At 48.0% G+C, this 16,264-nt stretch carries 17 protein-coding genes; 7 read left to right on the top strand and 10 right to left on the bottom strand.

Features of this window, described 5'->3' with window-relative positions; all coding sequences use genetic code 11:
* From BMZ56_RS12270 to BMZ56_RS12285, 4 genes are all read right to left on the bottom strand, one after another.
* Positions 1-1,320 (bottom strand): erythromycin esterase family protein, encoded by a 1,320-nt coding sequence (locus tag BMZ56_RS12270; protein ID WP_090626969.1) that lies wholly within the window; start codon positions 1,318-1,320, stop codon positions 1-3.
* Complete coding sequence (locus tag BMZ56_RS12275; RefSeq protein ID WP_090626971.1) at positions 1,313-1,969, bottom strand: phosphoribosyltransferase; 657 nt, start codon at positions 1,967-1,969, stop codon at positions 1,313-1,315. Before BMZ56_RS12275 ends, BMZ56_RS12270 begins: the two co-directional genes overlap by 8 nt.
* 14 nt (positions 1,970-1,983) lie before the next feature.
* Entirely contained in the window at positions 1,984-2,211 is a 228-nt protein-coding gene (locus BMZ56_RS12280; protein WP_090626974.1) for a dodecin family protein, read from the bottom strand.
* A gap of 181 nt (positions 2,212-2,392) precedes the next feature.
* Positions 2,393-3,127: a hypothetical protein gene (locus BMZ56_RS12285; protein WP_245893193.1), complete on the bottom strand. Its 735-nt coding sequence runs from the start codon at positions 3,125-3,127 to the stop codon at positions 2,393-2,395.
* Between the two features lie 154 nt (positions 3,128-3,281).
* On the opposite strand from BMZ56_RS12285, the gene BMZ56_RS12290 reads away from it, so the two are divergent.
* From BMZ56_RS12290 to BMZ56_RS12305, 4 genes are all read left to right on the top strand, one after another.
* The gene (locus tag BMZ56_RS12290) at positions 3,282-3,644 is read left to right on the top strand and encodes a hypothetical protein (protein WP_143072914.1); all 363 of its coding nucleotides are present in this window, start codon (positions 3,282-3,284) and stop codon (positions 3,642-3,644) included.
* 8 nt (positions 3,645-3,652) lie between these two features.
* Entirely contained in the window at positions 3,653-5,281 is a 1,629-nt protein-coding gene (locus tag BMZ56_RS12295) for an alpha-amylase family protein (RefSeq protein ID WP_090626980.1), read from the top strand.
* Between the two features lies 1 nt (position 5,282).
* A complete protein-coding gene (locus BMZ56_RS12300; protein ID WP_090626982.1) occupies positions 5,283-6,242 on the top strand; it encodes a TIGR03885 family FMN-dependent LLM class oxidoreductase in 960 nt (319 codons plus the stop codon).
* Between the two features lie 117 nt (positions 6,243-6,359).
* Positions 6,360-6,884, top strand: a complete 525-nt coding sequence (locus BMZ56_RS12305) for an RNA polymerase sigma factor (RefSeq protein WP_090626985.1) — start codon at positions 6,360-6,362, stop codon at positions 6,882-6,884.
* A 19-nt stretch (positions 6,885-6,903) separates the two neighbouring features.
* Here BMZ56_RS12305 and BMZ56_RS12310 read toward each other — a convergent pair whose 3' ends face one another.
* From BMZ56_RS12310 to BMZ56_RS12320, 3 genes are read right to left on the bottom strand one after another with little or no spacing between them, the layout of a single operon-like run.
* Positions 6,904-7,350, bottom strand: a complete 447-nt coding sequence (locus tag BMZ56_RS12310; protein WP_090626987.1) for a DUF421 domain-containing protein — start codon at positions 7,348-7,350, stop codon at positions 6,904-6,906.
* Between the two features lies 1 nt (position 7,351).
* Positions 7,352-7,846: a hypothetical protein gene (locus BMZ56_RS12315; RefSeq protein ID WP_090626990.1), complete on the bottom strand. Its 495-nt coding sequence runs from the start codon at positions 7,844-7,846 to the stop codon at positions 7,352-7,354.
* Between the two features lie 12 nt (positions 7,847-7,858).
* The gene (locus tag BMZ56_RS12320; RefSeq protein WP_090626992.1) at positions 7,859-8,086 is read right to left on the bottom strand and encodes a hypothetical protein; all 228 of its coding nucleotides are present in this window, start codon (positions 8,084-8,086) and stop codon (positions 7,859-7,861) included.
* 94 nt (positions 8,087-8,180) lie between these two features.
* Between BMZ56_RS12320 and BMZ56_RS12325 the strand changes: the two genes are divergently transcribed.
* A complete protein-coding gene (locus BMZ56_RS12325) occupies positions 8,181-8,930 on the top strand; it encodes a YciE/YciF ferroxidase family protein (protein ID WP_090626994.1) in 750 nt (249 codons plus the stop codon).
* 275 nt (positions 8,931-9,205) lie between these two features.
* Here the strand turns inward: BMZ56_RS12325 and BMZ56_RS12335 are convergent, their stop codons facing one another.
* Positions 9,206-9,982: an SDR family NAD(P)-dependent oxidoreductase gene (locus tag BMZ56_RS12335; protein ID WP_090627000.1), complete on the bottom strand. Its 777-nt coding sequence runs from the start codon at positions 9,980-9,982 to the stop codon at positions 9,206-9,208.
* Positions 9,983-10,086: 104 nt separating this feature from the next.
* On the opposite strand from BMZ56_RS12335, the gene BMZ56_RS12340 reads away from it, so the two are divergent.
* Positions 10,087-10,287, top strand: coding sequence for a KTSC domain-containing protein (locus tag BMZ56_RS12340; RefSeq protein WP_090627002.1), 201 nt, complete (start codon positions 10,087-10,089; stop codon positions 10,285-10,287).
* Between the two features lie 189 nt (positions 10,288-10,476).
* On the opposite strand, the gene BMZ56_RS12345 is transcribed toward BMZ56_RS12340, so the two are convergent.
* Positions 10,477-12,042 (bottom strand): FAD-dependent oxidoreductase, encoded by a 1,566-nt coding sequence (locus BMZ56_RS12345; protein WP_218146553.1) that lies wholly within the window; start codon positions 12,040-12,042, stop codon positions 10,477-10,479.
* A 238-nt stretch (positions 12,043-12,280) separates the two neighbouring features.
* Between BMZ56_RS12345 and BMZ56_RS12350 the strand changes: the two genes are divergently transcribed.
* The gene (locus BMZ56_RS12350; RefSeq protein ID WP_090627005.1) at positions 12,281-14,473 is read left to right on the top strand and encodes a bifunctional alpha,alpha-trehalose-phosphate synthase (UDP-forming)/trehalose-phosphatase; all 2,193 of its coding nucleotides are present in this window, start codon (positions 12,281-12,283) and stop codon (positions 14,471-14,473) included.
* On the opposite strand, the gene BMZ56_RS12355 is transcribed toward BMZ56_RS12350, so the two are convergent.
* On the bottom strand, positions 14,463-16,250 hold the full coding sequence (locus tag BMZ56_RS12355) for a glycoside hydrolase family 15 protein (protein ID WP_090627007.1): 1,788 nt from the start codon (positions 16,248-16,250) through the stop codon (positions 14,463-14,465). The two genes, BMZ56_RS12350 and BMZ56_RS12355, sit on opposite strands and share 11 nt — an antisense overlap.
* Positions 16,251-16,264: the final 14 nt, after the last annotated feature.

Consider the following 16,264-nt stretch of genomic DNA (forward strand, 5'->3'; position numbering starts at 1 on the left):
TTAGTACGTAAATGGATAAGTCTCGGGAATTTTAGCGCCGTCGGGCTGCCGATGCAACGGGTGCAGCGCCCGTGTTTCATCGATAAACACGAAGCAGTCGTACCGTCGGTTCAATACTGTCGGCACATAATTACCCCGCTTTTCGTAAACAGGTTCGTACACCACACCGATGGCCCGGTGGGGCAAATAGCCGGAGAACGGGTGTTCGTGATCCGGATGCCCCAGGATGAGAAGCCTGTCTTCCGCAGATTGGCGGTGCATCAGCGCTTCTATACTTCCTTCCTTGGCTTGAGGAATGTCCTTTTCGGCCATGGGTGCTCCCCAATTGTCTCCGGCAATGACACGCCCTTGGTACGTGCCAAAACCGACAAGGACGGTGTCTGCTTCGCCTTTTTCTTCCCGCACCAACTGGCCTACATTGATATCGCCCGTGCGGACCATATCGGTGTACCGCGCATCGCCGATATGGGTATTGTGCTCCCATACGATGACTTTAGCGTCCGGCCCATGGAAGTGCAGCAAACGGTTCAGGGTATCCATCATATGCCGATCACGCAAATTCCATGTATTCACGTCGAACCCCAACATATGCCGATAATACCGCTCGGCATTGACGGCAATCACGGCGTTCTGTTCGGCATTCAACGACGCTTCGGGATCATGGTCATACCTCGGTGCGCGCTTTCGTATGGCCGTGAGCAACTCGATTACCGCCTCCTGGCAGGAATGATCCAATTGATAATGCTGTGCGCGGGCATACCGATGTTCATTCGCATCGTAAGGCTGGAAACAACTGATGGCGTCTTTTACATAGGCCAGCACATCGTGATCGGTGTGTTCGGAAAGGTAGCTCATCAGACTATCTAACGATTCCCAAAGACTATACACATCCAGTCCATAAAAGCCTACCCGTTTGTTGGCAGGCAAGGACGTGTTATGCGCTTTGAGCCAGGTAACCAGCGCAGCAATCTCCCAATTGGCCCACATCCAGGTAGGCCAGCGGTCAAATCCGGCTAATACATCAGCTGGTTGCTTGTCTGAGTCGGCATACCCCTTGATATACCGGTTTATGCGGTAGCAATCCGGCCAGTCGCCTTCTACTGCTAAGAAGCGGAAGCCTTTTTCAGTGATCAGCCGTTTGCTGATCGCTGTGCGCCAGGTGTAAAATTCATGAGTCCCATGGGTGGCCTCTCCCAGCAAAACGTGGTGCGCATCGCCGATCCGGTCCATCAACGGATCCAAATCTGCTGTGTGGCGTAAGACAAACTGCCTGCTGCCATCCGGTTCCAGAGATAAATGTTGTTTCGTTGAGTTATCCATAGCGTCTTGAATCGGTTAACAACTGCAACAATTCGTCGTCTGGGAAATCGCCAAAGTGGCGGTAAGCTTGGCCTACGGCATAGAAATTCGGTGGCTGTACCAGTACTACGATTTCATCTGCATCCTTCAGCCGTTGGTCAAAGTGCGTTCCAGAAACAGGCGCCGCAATCACCACCTTGGACGCTCCACGTTTTCGACAAAGTTCCAGTAGGGGTACGAGTGTCACGCCGGTAGCGATCCCGTCGTCTACAAGAATGACGGTCCGACCTTCCATCGGTGGCAACGGCTGATCCTGCCGATAGTTGTGAACACGCTCCTTGATTTCAGCTAATTGTCCGGCGACGATGGCATCAATGGATGACGCATCGAGCGCTTCCGCACGGCCTTCGTCTACATAGCGTGTCCCGTCTTCAGCGACCGCACCAAATCCATATTCGGGATTTCCCGGATACGGCAATTTTTTGGCCATAATGGGATGCATTTCGGCGTCCAACCGGCACGCAACGTAATAGGCGACTTCAACGCCTCCTCGTGCTACGCCGAAGATCAACGGGCGGGCCGATTCATAAGGCATCAGCCGTTCTGCCAGCCGGGTTCCTGCATCGGCCCTGTCTTCAAAAAGTAACCTTTTTTTGTCTAAATCATTCATGATTGTCCGCCTGATTACGCGTTGTTCTTTTGCCTTTCACTCTCGTCGATCCGGAACGAAACCTTACAGACCGCTCCGAAACTCTTAATTTCGGTCCCCTGGACATGTACTTTGAAATCTTTGACGTAAACTGAGTCGACGTTTTTGATGGTTTTGGTTACTTCTGTTACTGCATTCCGGATTGCATCGTCGAAACTGGTTTCGGAGGATGCAATTACTTCGATTACCTTTACAAGTGCCATAGTAATTTTGTTTAATGAATGCCTTTTTTTATTCTCTACTTTGACAGAGGCAAAAACCTTTCCGAGCCGATGCTGTAACAAGAATGCTGATGGCAAGGTTTTTCTTGTGTACTGTTTTCTGACATTGCTGTCTACGAAAGTGAATTTATCAGCTGGCAGGTTTTATTTGTAAACGATCTGCTCACTCAAAATGCAAAAAAATCTGATGTCCAATGGCGTCTACCAATCCCTGGTTAACACCGTCCATTTTCCAACCGCTTTTTGCGCAGCGGATGATGCCCATCGGTTGGTCATTTAAGTTTACATCTACTTCATAGCAGATTCCCTTTTGGCAGGTTTGGGAAATGGGGACGCCCTCGCCTTTATATAAATCGCCCTTGTATTCGAACTCCAAGGGAATGGGGTCGCTTTCCAATTGAGCGATGAGATCCTTTAAAAATTTGATGAGGTGTTTGCGCTGTGTCTGCCCCGAAACGCTCCACTTATTTTTGCTTGCGCGCTTATGCGCAAGTTTAAACTTAAGTCCGGTCAATGCCGTGGAATAATCGTTGGCGTTCAGCTTTTCCACGTATTGATGGGCCAGGATATACCAATGGTATCCGGTGCCAACCGGCACGCCGGATCCTTCGGGAGCCTTGCCCTTACGCCGTTTGGTTACGGCATAGGAAATCTCCCACAGGTCGGGCGTGATTTTCGTTTCCCGCCAATCGCCGGCATCATAGATCCAATGATGACTCCTGCCGATTTGCATGCCGGTATAGACTTTTCCATCGTATTTCTTCAACTTATTATAACTGGATGAAAGGTCTTTTTTTGGCGAAAGATCCTTTTTGACGGATTCTTTCGATTTTTCGCGTTTTACGGGACGGGCCTTTTCGGGACTGCGTTTCTCTTTTTCTTTTGTTAATGTCGCCATGCCGGTATCCTTGTTTTACGTTCATCAAGATGACAGCCAAGAAATGAAATTGTTGGTGGGAATTGAAAAAAATGCAAATGGAAAATTGTAACCAAACAAACCTGCCCGTCGTGGGTTAGAAAAAAACAGTTCGCAGCGAAAGGAGGAAATGCTTGTGAGATTTACGATTCCTGACTTCACACTGTTAACGGAGTTGGCGCCTAAGGCAACTAATCTGGCGGGTCGGGTGGTAATTTTTCATTTCCCGACGCACACCATCCTGGAACTTTTGGAGGCTCACAATCCGTTACTTCGAACCATTAGCCCCCGTTATGAGTGGGAACGTGTCAATAAATATGGCGAAATCGAGCAATTTGCATTTATTGTGCATCGGTATGTAACCGATGACCTTACTAAGGTGTTTGAACAAGCTGAGACCTGGTACGAAGGCGTATTGGATTCATTTGATGAGCACCAGGATACGATGGATAATCTTCTCGATATATGGGAAAAGCGCTCCGATGATCTACCAAATTAAGACACCTTATGCGTGAAATCAACTGGCTGAAAAAAGGAGTTATTTATTCGATTGATGTGCGAAGTTTCAAGGACGGGAACCACGACGGAAAGGGAGACTTTAACGGGTTACTCTCCAAGTTTGATTACCTCACCCAACTAGGCATCCGCTGCATTTGGATGGCTCCGTTTTATAGCTCCAACCAACAGGACGACGGATACGACGTTACAGATTACTATCATATCGACCCTCAATTGGGTACGATGGAAGAATTTAGACTTCTCGTTGAAAAAGCCAAAGCCAACGGCATTAAAATCGTGCTGGATTTGGTCGTAAACCATACCAGCGACGCACACCCATGGTTTAAAACTGCAACCGGAACTCCCGGCTCGCTTTATCACGATTACTACATTTGGAAAGCCGAAAAGCCGCCCCACGACAAGGAGGATTTGGTGTTTAAAACGATCGAAGAAAGCAACTGGGAATACGAGCCGTCCATCTCTGCTTATTTTTACCATACGTTTTATAAGCATCAACCTGATCTGAACATGACCAACCCCCGCGTACAGACCGAGGTGCTCAATATCATTGATTTTTGGATGGGAAAAGGAATCGACGGATTCCGGATCGATGCCGTTCCACACATACTGCGCGATAAGGGGGACAGTCGTTTCAGCGGCGACCCCTATGGTTTGCTGGGAGACTGGCGGCGAGCGGTATTGGAATATAATGAACACGCCATCTTAATTGGGGAAGCCGACGTGGAGCCGGAGAATTATCCCGACTTCGTACAGAAGGATCGGTTAACTGCCTTATTTAATTTTTACCTTAATAACTACACTTTCCTCGCACTGGCTACACAATGCGCTGACCCACTGTTTGGCGCATTAAAGCGGCTTCCACTCAAAGATCGTAGGCCTTATCTCAACTTTTTACGCAACCACGATGAACTTGATCTGGAACGCCTTACCGAAAAGGAGCGGAAGCAGGTCTATGCACAATTCGCCCCCGAACCTTCGATGATTATTTACGACCGGGGAATCCGGAGAAGGCTGGCGCCGATGGTTGACAACGACCATCGCCGTATAAAATTGGCGATGAGCTTGCTTTTTACGCTACCTGGCACCCCGGTATTGCGTTACGGAGAGGAAATCGGTATGGGAGACGATCTCAATCTTCCCGAACGAAAAGGTGTGCGTACCGTGATGCAATGGTCCGACCAGCAAAATGGAGGCTTTTCGGACGTTGTGCCACAGGCGCTTAAGGCTCCGCTCATCCGGGAAGGTAAATTTTCGTACAAACAGGTGAATGTAGCTATCCAAGCCGCTCGTCCCGGATCGTTGCTAAACGATACCCAAACGATGATTTACATTCGAAATAAAGAAAATGAACTATTTGCTCATGGAGAGTTTATGCTGTTGAACACCGACTGCGATACCGTGCTGGCTTATGCCTATTACCTGAAAAACGAGTGGCTGGTTGCTGTCCATCATTTTGCGGAAAAAACTGAGGAAACAACTTTGGAGTTGCCTATCCATGGAAATGCGGCGCCTATTTCGCTCATAGGCACAGCCCGGTCCGCCTTTTCCAACGGCCGGTTGATCGTTGAATTAGGGGCGTATGCATACAGCTGGTTGATTATCCGACAGACTCCGTAACATGAGCCAGATTCTTTTTCACGCGTCTCACGAACAATTCCGGCCTTCGGAATTGCTGGATTATGTCGTATTGGCGCAGCGGGCCGGCTTTGATGGCATCCACTCATCAGACCATTTCCAACCGTGGAACGAACGACAGGGAGAAAGTGGCCATTCCTTCAGTTGGCTCGGGGCGGCCATGCAGGCAAGTACATTGCCCTTCGGATTGATCTGCGCTCCTGGTCCGCGTCACCATCCTGCGATGATTGCGCAAGCCGCAGCCACGCTGACCGAGTTATTCCCTGGCCGTTTCTGGCTGGCGCTTGGCAGCGGCGAAGCTATTAACGAACAGATAACGGGGCACCATTGGCCAAGTAAGGTCACGCGCAATGAGCGATTATTTGAGTCTTTCAACATTATCCGAAGGCTGTTGGAAGGAAAGACCGTCACTTACCAAGGACATGTTTGCGTAAAGGAAGCGCGCCTGTATACGCTCCCCCGCGAGCGACCGCCCTTGTATGGTGCGGCCATTACCGAGGAAACAGCCCACTGGCTTGGAAGTTGGGCGGAAGGACTGTTGACCATTAATCACCCCTATGAAAAATTAAAACGGGTCATCCGGCAGTTCCGCGAAGGAGGAGGAAATGGTAAGCCAGTGTATGTAAAGGTACAACTCTCTTATTCGCGGGACGAAACGGAAGCGTATACCGGCGCGCTGGATCAATGGCGCACCAATGTGTTGGACAGCAGCATGCTGGCGGAACTTTGGAAACCCGAACAATTTGAAGCGATTTCGGCATTTGTGGGTCCGGACGAACTGCGACAGTCGGTAAACATTTCCAGTCATCTCCGACAACATGTCGAGTGGTTGAACAGGTATCTTTCGCTGGGAGTCGATGGATTGATCCTGCACAACGTAAATCGGGAACAGCGCACCTTTATTACTGACTTCAGTAAGTATGTCCTACCCGAAATTCGATAAATTTTAAAAGATTTCAAACAATTTCAGGGTGTTTTTGTCTGCTTTTCTACCAGAGCACTGGAACCAAGATGCTAACAAACAATAATAATTGTTGATGTACTTTCTAATAATGAAGTTATGAATAAGATAGAATTTAGTAACAAGGTAGTCCAGGAAACAGGTGCATTAACCAGTTATGCGCGGTATTTTACACGCGATCCGGAGAATGCGAGTGATTTGGTACAGGACACCCTGCTGAAAGCGTTTTCTTATTACAATAAATTCAGGGAGGGAACGAATTTACAGGCGTGGCTTTATACCATTCTCAAAAATACGTTTATTAATTATTATCGGAGGAAAGTCAAAACAAATTCCCTGATTGTCAAATCGGAAGCTCTTTCTTCTTCGGACCTTTACATAAGTTCGCTGCGCAACCAAGCCGAAGGAAAATTTGTTATGAAAGACATCGAGTATGCGCTTTCGAAGCTTTCCGAAGAATATTACTATCCTTTTACCATGTATTACGAAGGGTATAAATACCACGAAATTGCTGAGCAATTTCAAATCCCGATCGGAACGGTAAAAACCCGGATACATATGGCCCGGCAGCAATTGAAGAGAAGGCTTAAGCCTTACGCCAAAGCGGCCGACCGGAAGATTTAAGCAAAATCTTTAGATTCCGTTACGAGGAAGAAGGTATAATTGAAATTTGCCCATCCCGTTCCAACACGGCATATTTTATTTGGTGCATCTGCTCGAGTCCATGGCTGAGACGTGCGGCCTCCAGGATGTCTTCGGTATCGACCTTGGCTTCTTTCATCCTTCCTCGTAACGGTTTTCCATGATCCACCAAAATCAGCGGGGTTCCCTCCAGCAACCTGTCCAGCTTCTTGTATTTTCCCTTTAGTTTTACAAAAACCATGTCAATGCCCATCAGCACGGTGATAAGCACCAATGCGTTGGTCATTGAAAAATCACTGCCCAAAAGCGCCTGTTGTGTCGCCTCTCCAATAATCAGTAATAGGACAAAATCAAACGTTGTCGTCTCGGAAAGACTATGTTTTCCGAGTATGCGGAAGAGCAATAGAAGAAACAAATAGATAGCAGCGCCGCGAAGAATAAGTTCCATATCAGGGATAAATAAAGTGCTTCAATTGAAAATCCTGTTTATTGATCAACCACTCGCCGGCAATATTTCCGGTCTTTTTCGGATTCAGAAAAAAATGAACGAAGGTCTCACCTGCTTTGGTTACCTTAAACGTATAACTAACATACCCATTGGTTAGGGCCGTTTCGTATCCCTCCGGAACGACTTTTTCAATTTTAAAACGGTCGAGATACTGCATTGGGATCAGAAATTGGATTTCTTCCTGACCGGTTACTGTCCAACTAATGTCCATTTCCTTCTCGTACCGCAAAAATTTCTCGTATTGGAGTGATATGCCATTTTTTTTAATCTTTTTACTGCTTAGCAATCCATTGCCGAACAGACCGAGCGCGGTTAGTAAGATGATAATTCCAATTCCCACACGGCACATTTTCTGAACCCTCCAGCCTTTCAGTTGATGGTCCAACTTTTCTTCCAGTTCAAGCGAATGCTTGATTCTTTCGACATTTGTCCGCATCGTGGTCAGCTGTTATTCATCTTCATCTTTCTCTTTTTCGTCGGGCTCATTGTGGGGCTGCGAGTAAGATGGAGGGTCGCTCGCAGGAAATGTTTGCTCGATTTCTTCATCTAACTTCCGATCCCTTTCTTCCTTTTTTTTCTGGGCATCTGCTGCCTTGGTGTCTTTTTTCTGTTGCATGATGTTTATCGTTTGAATTTCTGCCTTCTCTTGTGCAATGGATAACAAGCGATGTGACATTCTGTTTTATAATGAAATTCCTAAAACCGATGACCCGCGCTTTTGTTAACTCATCACCTAAAGAGAGATGATCTGAAAACGAAATTATATAGATATGGCAACTCAAGAAAAAGAAGCACCGTCCGGTTTGGAACGATTTTACCGGACCATGCTGCAGGAAATCTATTGGTGTGAATTGCACCTGCGCGATGTATTGGAGAATATGGAAGAACGGGCCAGTACCGATGAGTTAAAATCGGCCTTCCGCACCCATCGAAAGGAAACTGACAACCATGTAACCCGGCTGGAAAAAATTTTTTACCTCGAAGGCATGGGGGCACAGCCAATTTTCTGTGTCGGCATGCAGGGCCTGTTTGATGAAGGATGGCAGGTAATCGACGAAACGGAGGAAGGTTCAGCCCATCGTGATGCTGCGCTGATTGTGGCTGCCCAAAAGGTAGAGCATTACGAGATTGCCGCCTATGGCAGTATGAGCACGCTGGCAAAAACATTGGGCTTTCAAGAAGCCACAGACCTGTTGGAGCAAACCTTGGCTGAAGAGAAAAAGACCGATGGGATACTTACCCGGTTGGCCGAAAGCGACATCAATATCGATGCCAGCATCGAACCGGCAGATGAAGAACAGCTACCGCTGCCCGACACCGGAAGCATCACAACGGAATCCGAACCAGCCGTCGCCGCTATGAAAAAGGCAACAGCGGGTATGGATGCGGGTGCGGGCTCAAAATCTACTCGCGAGGGCACCGAGGCTGGTGCTCCGGGTTCGGCCGATGCACTTCTAGTGGATGACTCAGGAGAACCCAAAGGTAAGAAAAGAGCAGGTCAACACACTCCAAAAAAGTAAGCATGGAATATGAATCGATTAGCATATTAATAAAAGATTCGCCGATCGCTATGTACGCATGTGATAATGACGGTTACATAAAGCGGCCGCACGGATTTGGAGCCCCGGATGACACAGTTCACGTTACACTACCAATTGTAATGATTTCCGCAAACTTCAATGAATTTCCCTTGGATTGCGATGCTGCTGATTTTATCGAGAAGCCGTTTGCTATCGATAACTTTGTAACCCGGGTTGAACGGCAAATAGCTTGATATGTGGCCGATTTAATTACGTTACGCTCCCTGTCCGAGCTGAATCATTAACCCTCCGTCCACTGTATAGGTAGACCCTGTCACATAACCACTGTCGGATGACGCGAGGAAAACAGCAACGTTTGCCACATCTTCGGGTGTTCCTGCACGTTTCATGGGAATATGCTGTTCTTTTTCCTTTCTCACCTCCTTGTTTTCGACAGCTTCTTGGTTCATCGCCGTCAATATCATACCGGGAGCGATATTGTTGACCCGTATATTTTTATCCGCTAACTCCAGCGCCAGACTTCTACTGAAATTCTTTAACCCTGCTTTTGACGCATTGTAATCGGCGTTTCCGGCAGTATTCACGGTTTCATGAATCGAACTTATGAAAATGATAGTTCCTTCGGAGGTTTTGTCGGCTCGCCTGCGAAGGTATTCCCGACAGCAAAAGAAAGGGCCATACAGATTGGTTTTTAGGCACCTGTCAAAGGTATCCGTATCCATTTCGGCAACCGGCATATTGCTGCCGTTGACCCCGGCGTTGTTGACCAGGATATCAATCTGTCCATAGCGGCGGATAATCTCCTCAAATGCAGTAGCTACACGGTTTTCGTCGCTGACATCCAGGTACAGACATAGGGCTTCTGAGCCCTTAGCTTGAATGTCTGCTGCCGTACGTTTTCCTCCTTCTTCATCGGAATGATAGGTAACCACAACCTTTGCGCCTTCTGCACCGTATGCAAACGCTATAGCTTGGCCAATCCCGGAGTCCGAGCCGGTAATCAGGGCCACCTTGCCTTTCAATCTATCCATATACGGGTATAACAGTGCGTGCCGGCATTTGTTTCAGGAATTCGAATCGAAACAAACAGGAGATTTCGGAAGTTATTCCATGTATACAAGATATATGAAAAAAGATGCCCTCAAGTGTTATCAAATACATGGATTACAAGGAGAAAACTCATCTGTTGAAAATTACTTTCCAAACGGGAGCAGTCTATCAGTATTTTGAAGTCCCTGAAACCGTGTATGCGGGGCTTCGACAGGCGCGCTCAAAAGGCCGTTATTTCAACAAGCATATTTCAGGAGTGTTCTCTTTTGAGCGGCTATCTTCGTGAATCTGCACATCAATCGTTAAAAATTCCCTTACGTCCTTCGACTTCCTTGGGCGAATTGATGCTGATCGCACGGTTTGCCAGAACTTTGCCTACAAAGCCGACGACTGCTTCTTTTTCCCGTTGGAAAAAGCTATCGTCCCAATCTCCGAGGCCGACTACTTCCGGTGACCAGTCATTGTACAGGATTCATTAAAAAAGAGAAATTACCTGCAAGTTCTTTCGGGGAGGACCCGTTAACACGTTTCCGTATACATCGTAACGTCCGCCGTGACAGGGGCAATCCCAGCTTTTTTCCGCGTCATTCCAGGACACGATACACCCTGCATGTGTACACACCGGACTTAAAGCGCTGATCGTTCCATCCGGCGATTTATATAGGGCAATCTTTTCCTGTTCATAGTTGACCACTGCGCCGGTATCCGGCGCTAGCTCTACCAAGGCATCCAGTTGCTCTACGCCGATCCGGTCTGACACAAACCGATAGGCTACATCCGCATTTTCCTTTACAAAATTGGCAAAACCAGCAACCGGTTTTATCCTCGATGGTGAGAAGAGCTTTTCGCAAGGATTTTCCCTGCCAAGAATTAAATCGGCTAACAACAATCCCGAAAAGCTTCCAAATAAAATGCCATTGCCACTGAACCCTGTAGCTACGTACGTGTCTTCATCGGCTCCCGGAAGCTTGCCAATGTAAGGCAAGCCATCTGTGGGTTCAAAATACTGAGCGGACCAACGGTAATCAATCGACGACACCTGAAAATGCGCTCGGGCATAGGCTTCAAGCGTTTGGAACGCACTAGTTGGTGTTCCGTGCCCGGTTTTATGGTCTTCTCCACCGATAATCAGGTAAGGGACATCCGCTATTACATGCGTACGGAAATAGTGGTACGGCTCCTGCATATCGTATGCTAGGTCGATCGGATAATCGCCTTCGGCGAGTTGCATCGCTAACACGTAACTCCGGTAGGGGGCGCACCTCAGGTGAAGCATATTTAACCCCGGAGGAATGTGCGTTGCATAGACGATACGCCGACTCTTGAGGGGTCGACCTGTTGTCTCAATTTGATGCAGGTCGTCGTTGCGTTTGCTGCCTACTACCCGGGTATGCTCCAAGATGACCCCCCCGTTGCTTGTAAAACGATCTGCCAATGCATACACGTAGTTCAGCGGGTGCATTTGCGCTTGTTTGTGATAGCTAATCGCCGTCTTAAATTCCAAGGGAACGGGGATGTGGTTTGTCGGTTCCACTTCTACCCCGGCGCGTAGCGATGCTGTATATATTTTCTCAAGTTCGGCAGCTTCCTTTTCGGTTTGGGCAAACAGAATTCCTTCTTTGTATTCAAAATCACAGGTGATTTGATAATTCGAGACGTTTCGGGCAATGAGATCCCGTGCTGCCCGTGCCGCGTTGGCCACAATTTCGGCGCCAGACGTGCCAAAATTGCTTTCAATGGTATGATATGGCGTGTCGAGCATCGTATTAATGTGGGCCGTTGTTCCTCCCGTCGTACCGAAGCCCACGGTGTGCGCTTCGACGATCGCACAGGTTAGCCCCGCTTCTTGCAGCAGCAACGCGGTGGTCAACCCTGTGATGCCGCCGCCCACGATCAATACATCCCATGTATCGTCGGCCCCGGCATCCCTTGCCTTCACCGGTTTGAGGGAGTCGGCGACAGTCTGTTGCCATAGGCTTTGCAGTATGCCATCTCTTGTACGCATAGTTGGTCCCAATTTGGGGTTGGTATCATTCCGCATATCTTGGTGGTTTTTTGTGATAACACGGAGAAGTCTGGATTGTTTAAATTAAAAAAGGGCAAGAAAAGCACAAACTTTTGGCGCTTTGCTTGTTTATCATTATATTAGGAAAGTTAAATCATACGGGTGTACCTGTTCCTGCAACACTCCCTGAAGGAGATAAGGTCACATTCTTTGCACCAACTATCCATTTTTTTAAGCAGGAAAAGAAGTACGCGTATCAACAGTAAAAGCAAAAGTGAGTAAAACAATCATTGTATCCAATCGCTTACCCATCAAAATTACCGAAGATGAAAATGGCTACGCCTTACAACCGAGCGAAGGAGGATTGGCAACCGGCTTAGCCTCTATACACGCACAAGGCGATAACAGCTGGATTGGCTGGCCAGGTATTTCAATTGACGACCCACAGCAGCAAGCTTATTTCACTTCAACCTTACAGGAAAAGCGGTTAATTCCCCTTTTCTTGGATGAAGATGAAATCAAAGGTTTTTACGAGGGATTTTCTAACGAAGTGTTGTGGCCCATTTTTCACTACTTTCCTAACTTCGCCAATTACAACCTGCAAAACTGGGAAACGTATGTCCGTGTTAATCAGAAGTTCTTGGAGCTGATCTTACAAGTGGCCGAGCCGGATGACACCATTTGGGTTCATGACTACCAATTGTTGCTGCTTCCCGGTATGCTTCGGAAAGCACTGCCGGATGCATCCATTGGTTTTTTTCAGCACATCCCGTTTCCATCGCAGGAGTTATTTCGACTAATTCCTTGGCGGAAGGAGTTGCTGGAGGGTATCCTGGGAGCAGACTTGCTTGGCTTTCATACGTTTGATGACGTCCGCCACTTTATCAGTTCGGCGACCCGTCTGATCGGGACAAATAACAACGCCAACCGACTGGAAGTAGAGGGCCGGGCCGTTTTCGTCGAACCTTTTCCCATGGGAATTGACAGCAAGCGTTTTGCAGACTTATCGCAGGCCGAAGCCGTCACGAACCGGGTCGCCGAATTGAGATCCAATTTCGGTGGGCAAAAAATCATTCTCTCCATCGATCGCCTCGACTACAGCAAAGGTATCATTCAGCGGCTAGAGGCCTTTGAATTGTTTCTCCGTGAGAATCCCGCCTTCCATAAAGAGGTAACATTATACATGATTGTGGTGCCCTCGCGCGATATGGTGCCCCATTATCGCGAACTTAAGGATCACATCGATCGATTGGTGGGTCACATCAATGCCCAGTACGGGGCGTACGATTGGTATCCGGTGGCGTATTTTTATCACGGATACCCAATGTCCGAGATAGCAGCCCTCTATAACGTGGCAGATGTATGTTTGGTGACTCCCATGCGCGATGGAATGAACTTAGTAAGCAAGGAGTATATCGCCTGCAGAAAAGATGCAACCGGTGTGTTGATCCTTAGCGAAATGGCAGGTGCAGCCAAAGAATTGATTGACGCAATTATCGTAAATCCAAATAATATCCACGACACCCGCGACGCCTTGTTAGCAGCGTTAAATATGCCGATGGCCGAAATGAAAAAACGTATGAAATCCATGCAGGCCATCGTATTTAAATTTACCGTGCAACACTGGGCAACCTTATTTATGAATAGACTACAGGAAATAAAGAACGAACAATCAACCACCAAAGCGAGATTGGTGGGAGCAAGTATTGAAGAACAGATCATCACACAATATAAAAATGCCAGTAGCCGCTTATTGCTGCTCGATTACGATGGCACATTGGTTGGCTTCCAGGATGATATCGATAAGGCTTCACCCGATGAAGAGCTTTATCAATTGCTCGACCAGCTGGAAGCCGACATTCTAAACCACCTGGTGATCATCAGCGGAAGAAAACACAGTACACTCGAAAAGTGGTTTCCGGGAAGAAACTATAGTTTAGTGGCTGAACACGGTGTTTGGACCAAGGAACCTGGCAGCGAATGGAGACTCAAAAGTGGACTTTCAAACAGTTGGAAAGATGAGGTGGGCTCACTCATGGAGGCGTTTGCCGACCGTACTCCGGGTGCTTTCGTTGAAGAAAAAAGCTTTTCGCTCGCATGGCATTACCGTAAGGTGCAACGGGACCTGGGGCCGCTAAGGGCTCATGAGTTGATCGATAGCCTGCGTGACTATTCGGCGACATACGGATTGCAACTCTTAGACGGCGATAAAGTGGTGGAAATACGGAGTGCGGAGGTAAACAAGGGCCGTGCAACGCTGGATATTCTCCATGAAAACCACTATGACTTCATTTTTTCGATTGGCGATGACCGGACGGATGAGGATACGTTTCAGGTATTGCCGCCAGAAGCATGTACTGTTAAAGTGGGAACTGAAGTGTCTGCGGCGCGGTTTTACCTGAAGCAGCAGTCCGATGTGCGGGCGTTACTCCGGAAACTGGCAGACGCATCAACTGCTACCCAATGAAGATAGGCCGGTCGAGTTTCATTGAAATGCGATATGCGGCATTCATCAAACCCACGTGGCTATATGCCTGGGGAAAATTGCCCCATTGGCTTCCGTTAGACTCATCGACGTCTTCGCTGAAGAGCATTAAGTGGTTGGCATAGGTCAGCAGCCGCTCGAACGTTTCGACGGCTTCGTCGATGCGACCTACGCAGGCTAGCGCTTCTACATACCAAAACGCGCAAATCAGGAAGGTAGATTTTGGTTTGCCGAAATCATCCGCATGCAGGTAACGATAGAAAAGACCTTGCGGAGTTTTCAGGTTACGTTCCAATGCTTCCAAGTGGGCACGGGCTTTTTCGGATGCTGGGTCTAGGTAATGCATCATAATCAATTGCAAGGTGCTGGCGTCCAGATGCGGGCTGTCGGCTGCGTTGGTATATACATTACGCTCGCTGTCGTAGCAGGCCTCAATGTAATGAGCAGCCCGTTTCATCAGCGCCTCTGCCCGTTTCATCAGCTGCGGGTCGTCGATAACTTTCCCGATTTTATAAGCAGCGGAACTACCTGCCCACTGGAAAAGGTTGGAATAACAATGGTGGTTTGCAAAATTCCGGAACTCCCAGATGCCCGCGTCTTTCTCATCGATGGTCTTCTCGATTTTCAGCAGGATGTAATCGACCCAACGCCCTGCATCAGAACGCTCTTTAAATACAAAGCGGTAATCGGTGTATAGCGGGAGCAAAGCAATCATCGCTTGTCCATACACATCGTTCTGAATGTGCTCATACGCTTGGTTGCCGATGCGCACGGGTTTATTGCCCATGTATCCATCCAAATCGTCCAAAATGTGTTCTGTCAATTCGAACTGGCTATTTATACCATAGAGCGGTTGCAGCCTTCCCCGGTCTGCATGTGTGATATTCGTAATGTAATGGGCATATAGCTCCATTTCCTCGAACTGGCCGATGTGGTTCAGCGCCGTGATGACGTAGTAGCTGTCGCGCAGCCAGCAATAACGATAGTCCCAATTGCGACCACTTCCCGGATGTTCGGGCAGACTGGTGGTCCCGGCTGCGATAATGGCTCCTGTGTCTTCATATTGGTGTATTTTCAACGCAAGCGCCGACCGGATGACTGCCGCTTGGTAAAACGGAGAAATCGTAGCATGCTTAATCCATGTGCGCCAATAGCCGATTGTTTCACGGAGAAAATGCTCGGCCGTATGCTCAAGTGGAGCTTCCAGCGGTAGGCCATAAGTGAGCACCAGGTATTTGGTTTCACTCAGCACGAAAGATTCTTCACCGAAAAAATGGCTTATGGATACATTGGTTGTTAAGCGCATTTGCTCGATTCCGTTGCTGAATTCCACATGGTTACTTCCCCTGAATTTTTTGAAAGATTGCCGGCCGTAATCAGAGATAGGCTCACAAACCACTTGAATTCGGGGGCTGCCCGTCAGGGGCTCGATTTTTCGGATCAACATCAGCGGCTTAAAATACCGTCCATATTGCCGGAATCGCGGAGCAAAATCGGTAATCCGATATATGCCGTCGGCTGTCGTGACTTCAGTGCGTAGCACATTGGTGTTTTCGATGTAATATTGGTTTGTTTTAAATTCACCCATCGGCCGGATGGAAAACTGTCCGCCTCTTTTGGCATCGAGGAGACTTCCAAAAACAAACGAGCTGTCAAATGAGGGCCAACATAGCCAGGAGACATTCGTGTCTTTTTGAATGTGGGCGAGGTATGCACAATTTCCGATGATTCCGCTGTTATAGACATGACGTTTTTCCATGCGTTTTGCTAGTT

It is taken from the genome of Parapedobacter indicus (assembly GCF_900113765.1).
GTDB classification, from domain to species: domain Bacteria; phylum Bacteroidota; class Bacteroidia; order Sphingobacteriales; family Sphingobacteriaceae; genus Parapedobacter; species Parapedobacter indicus.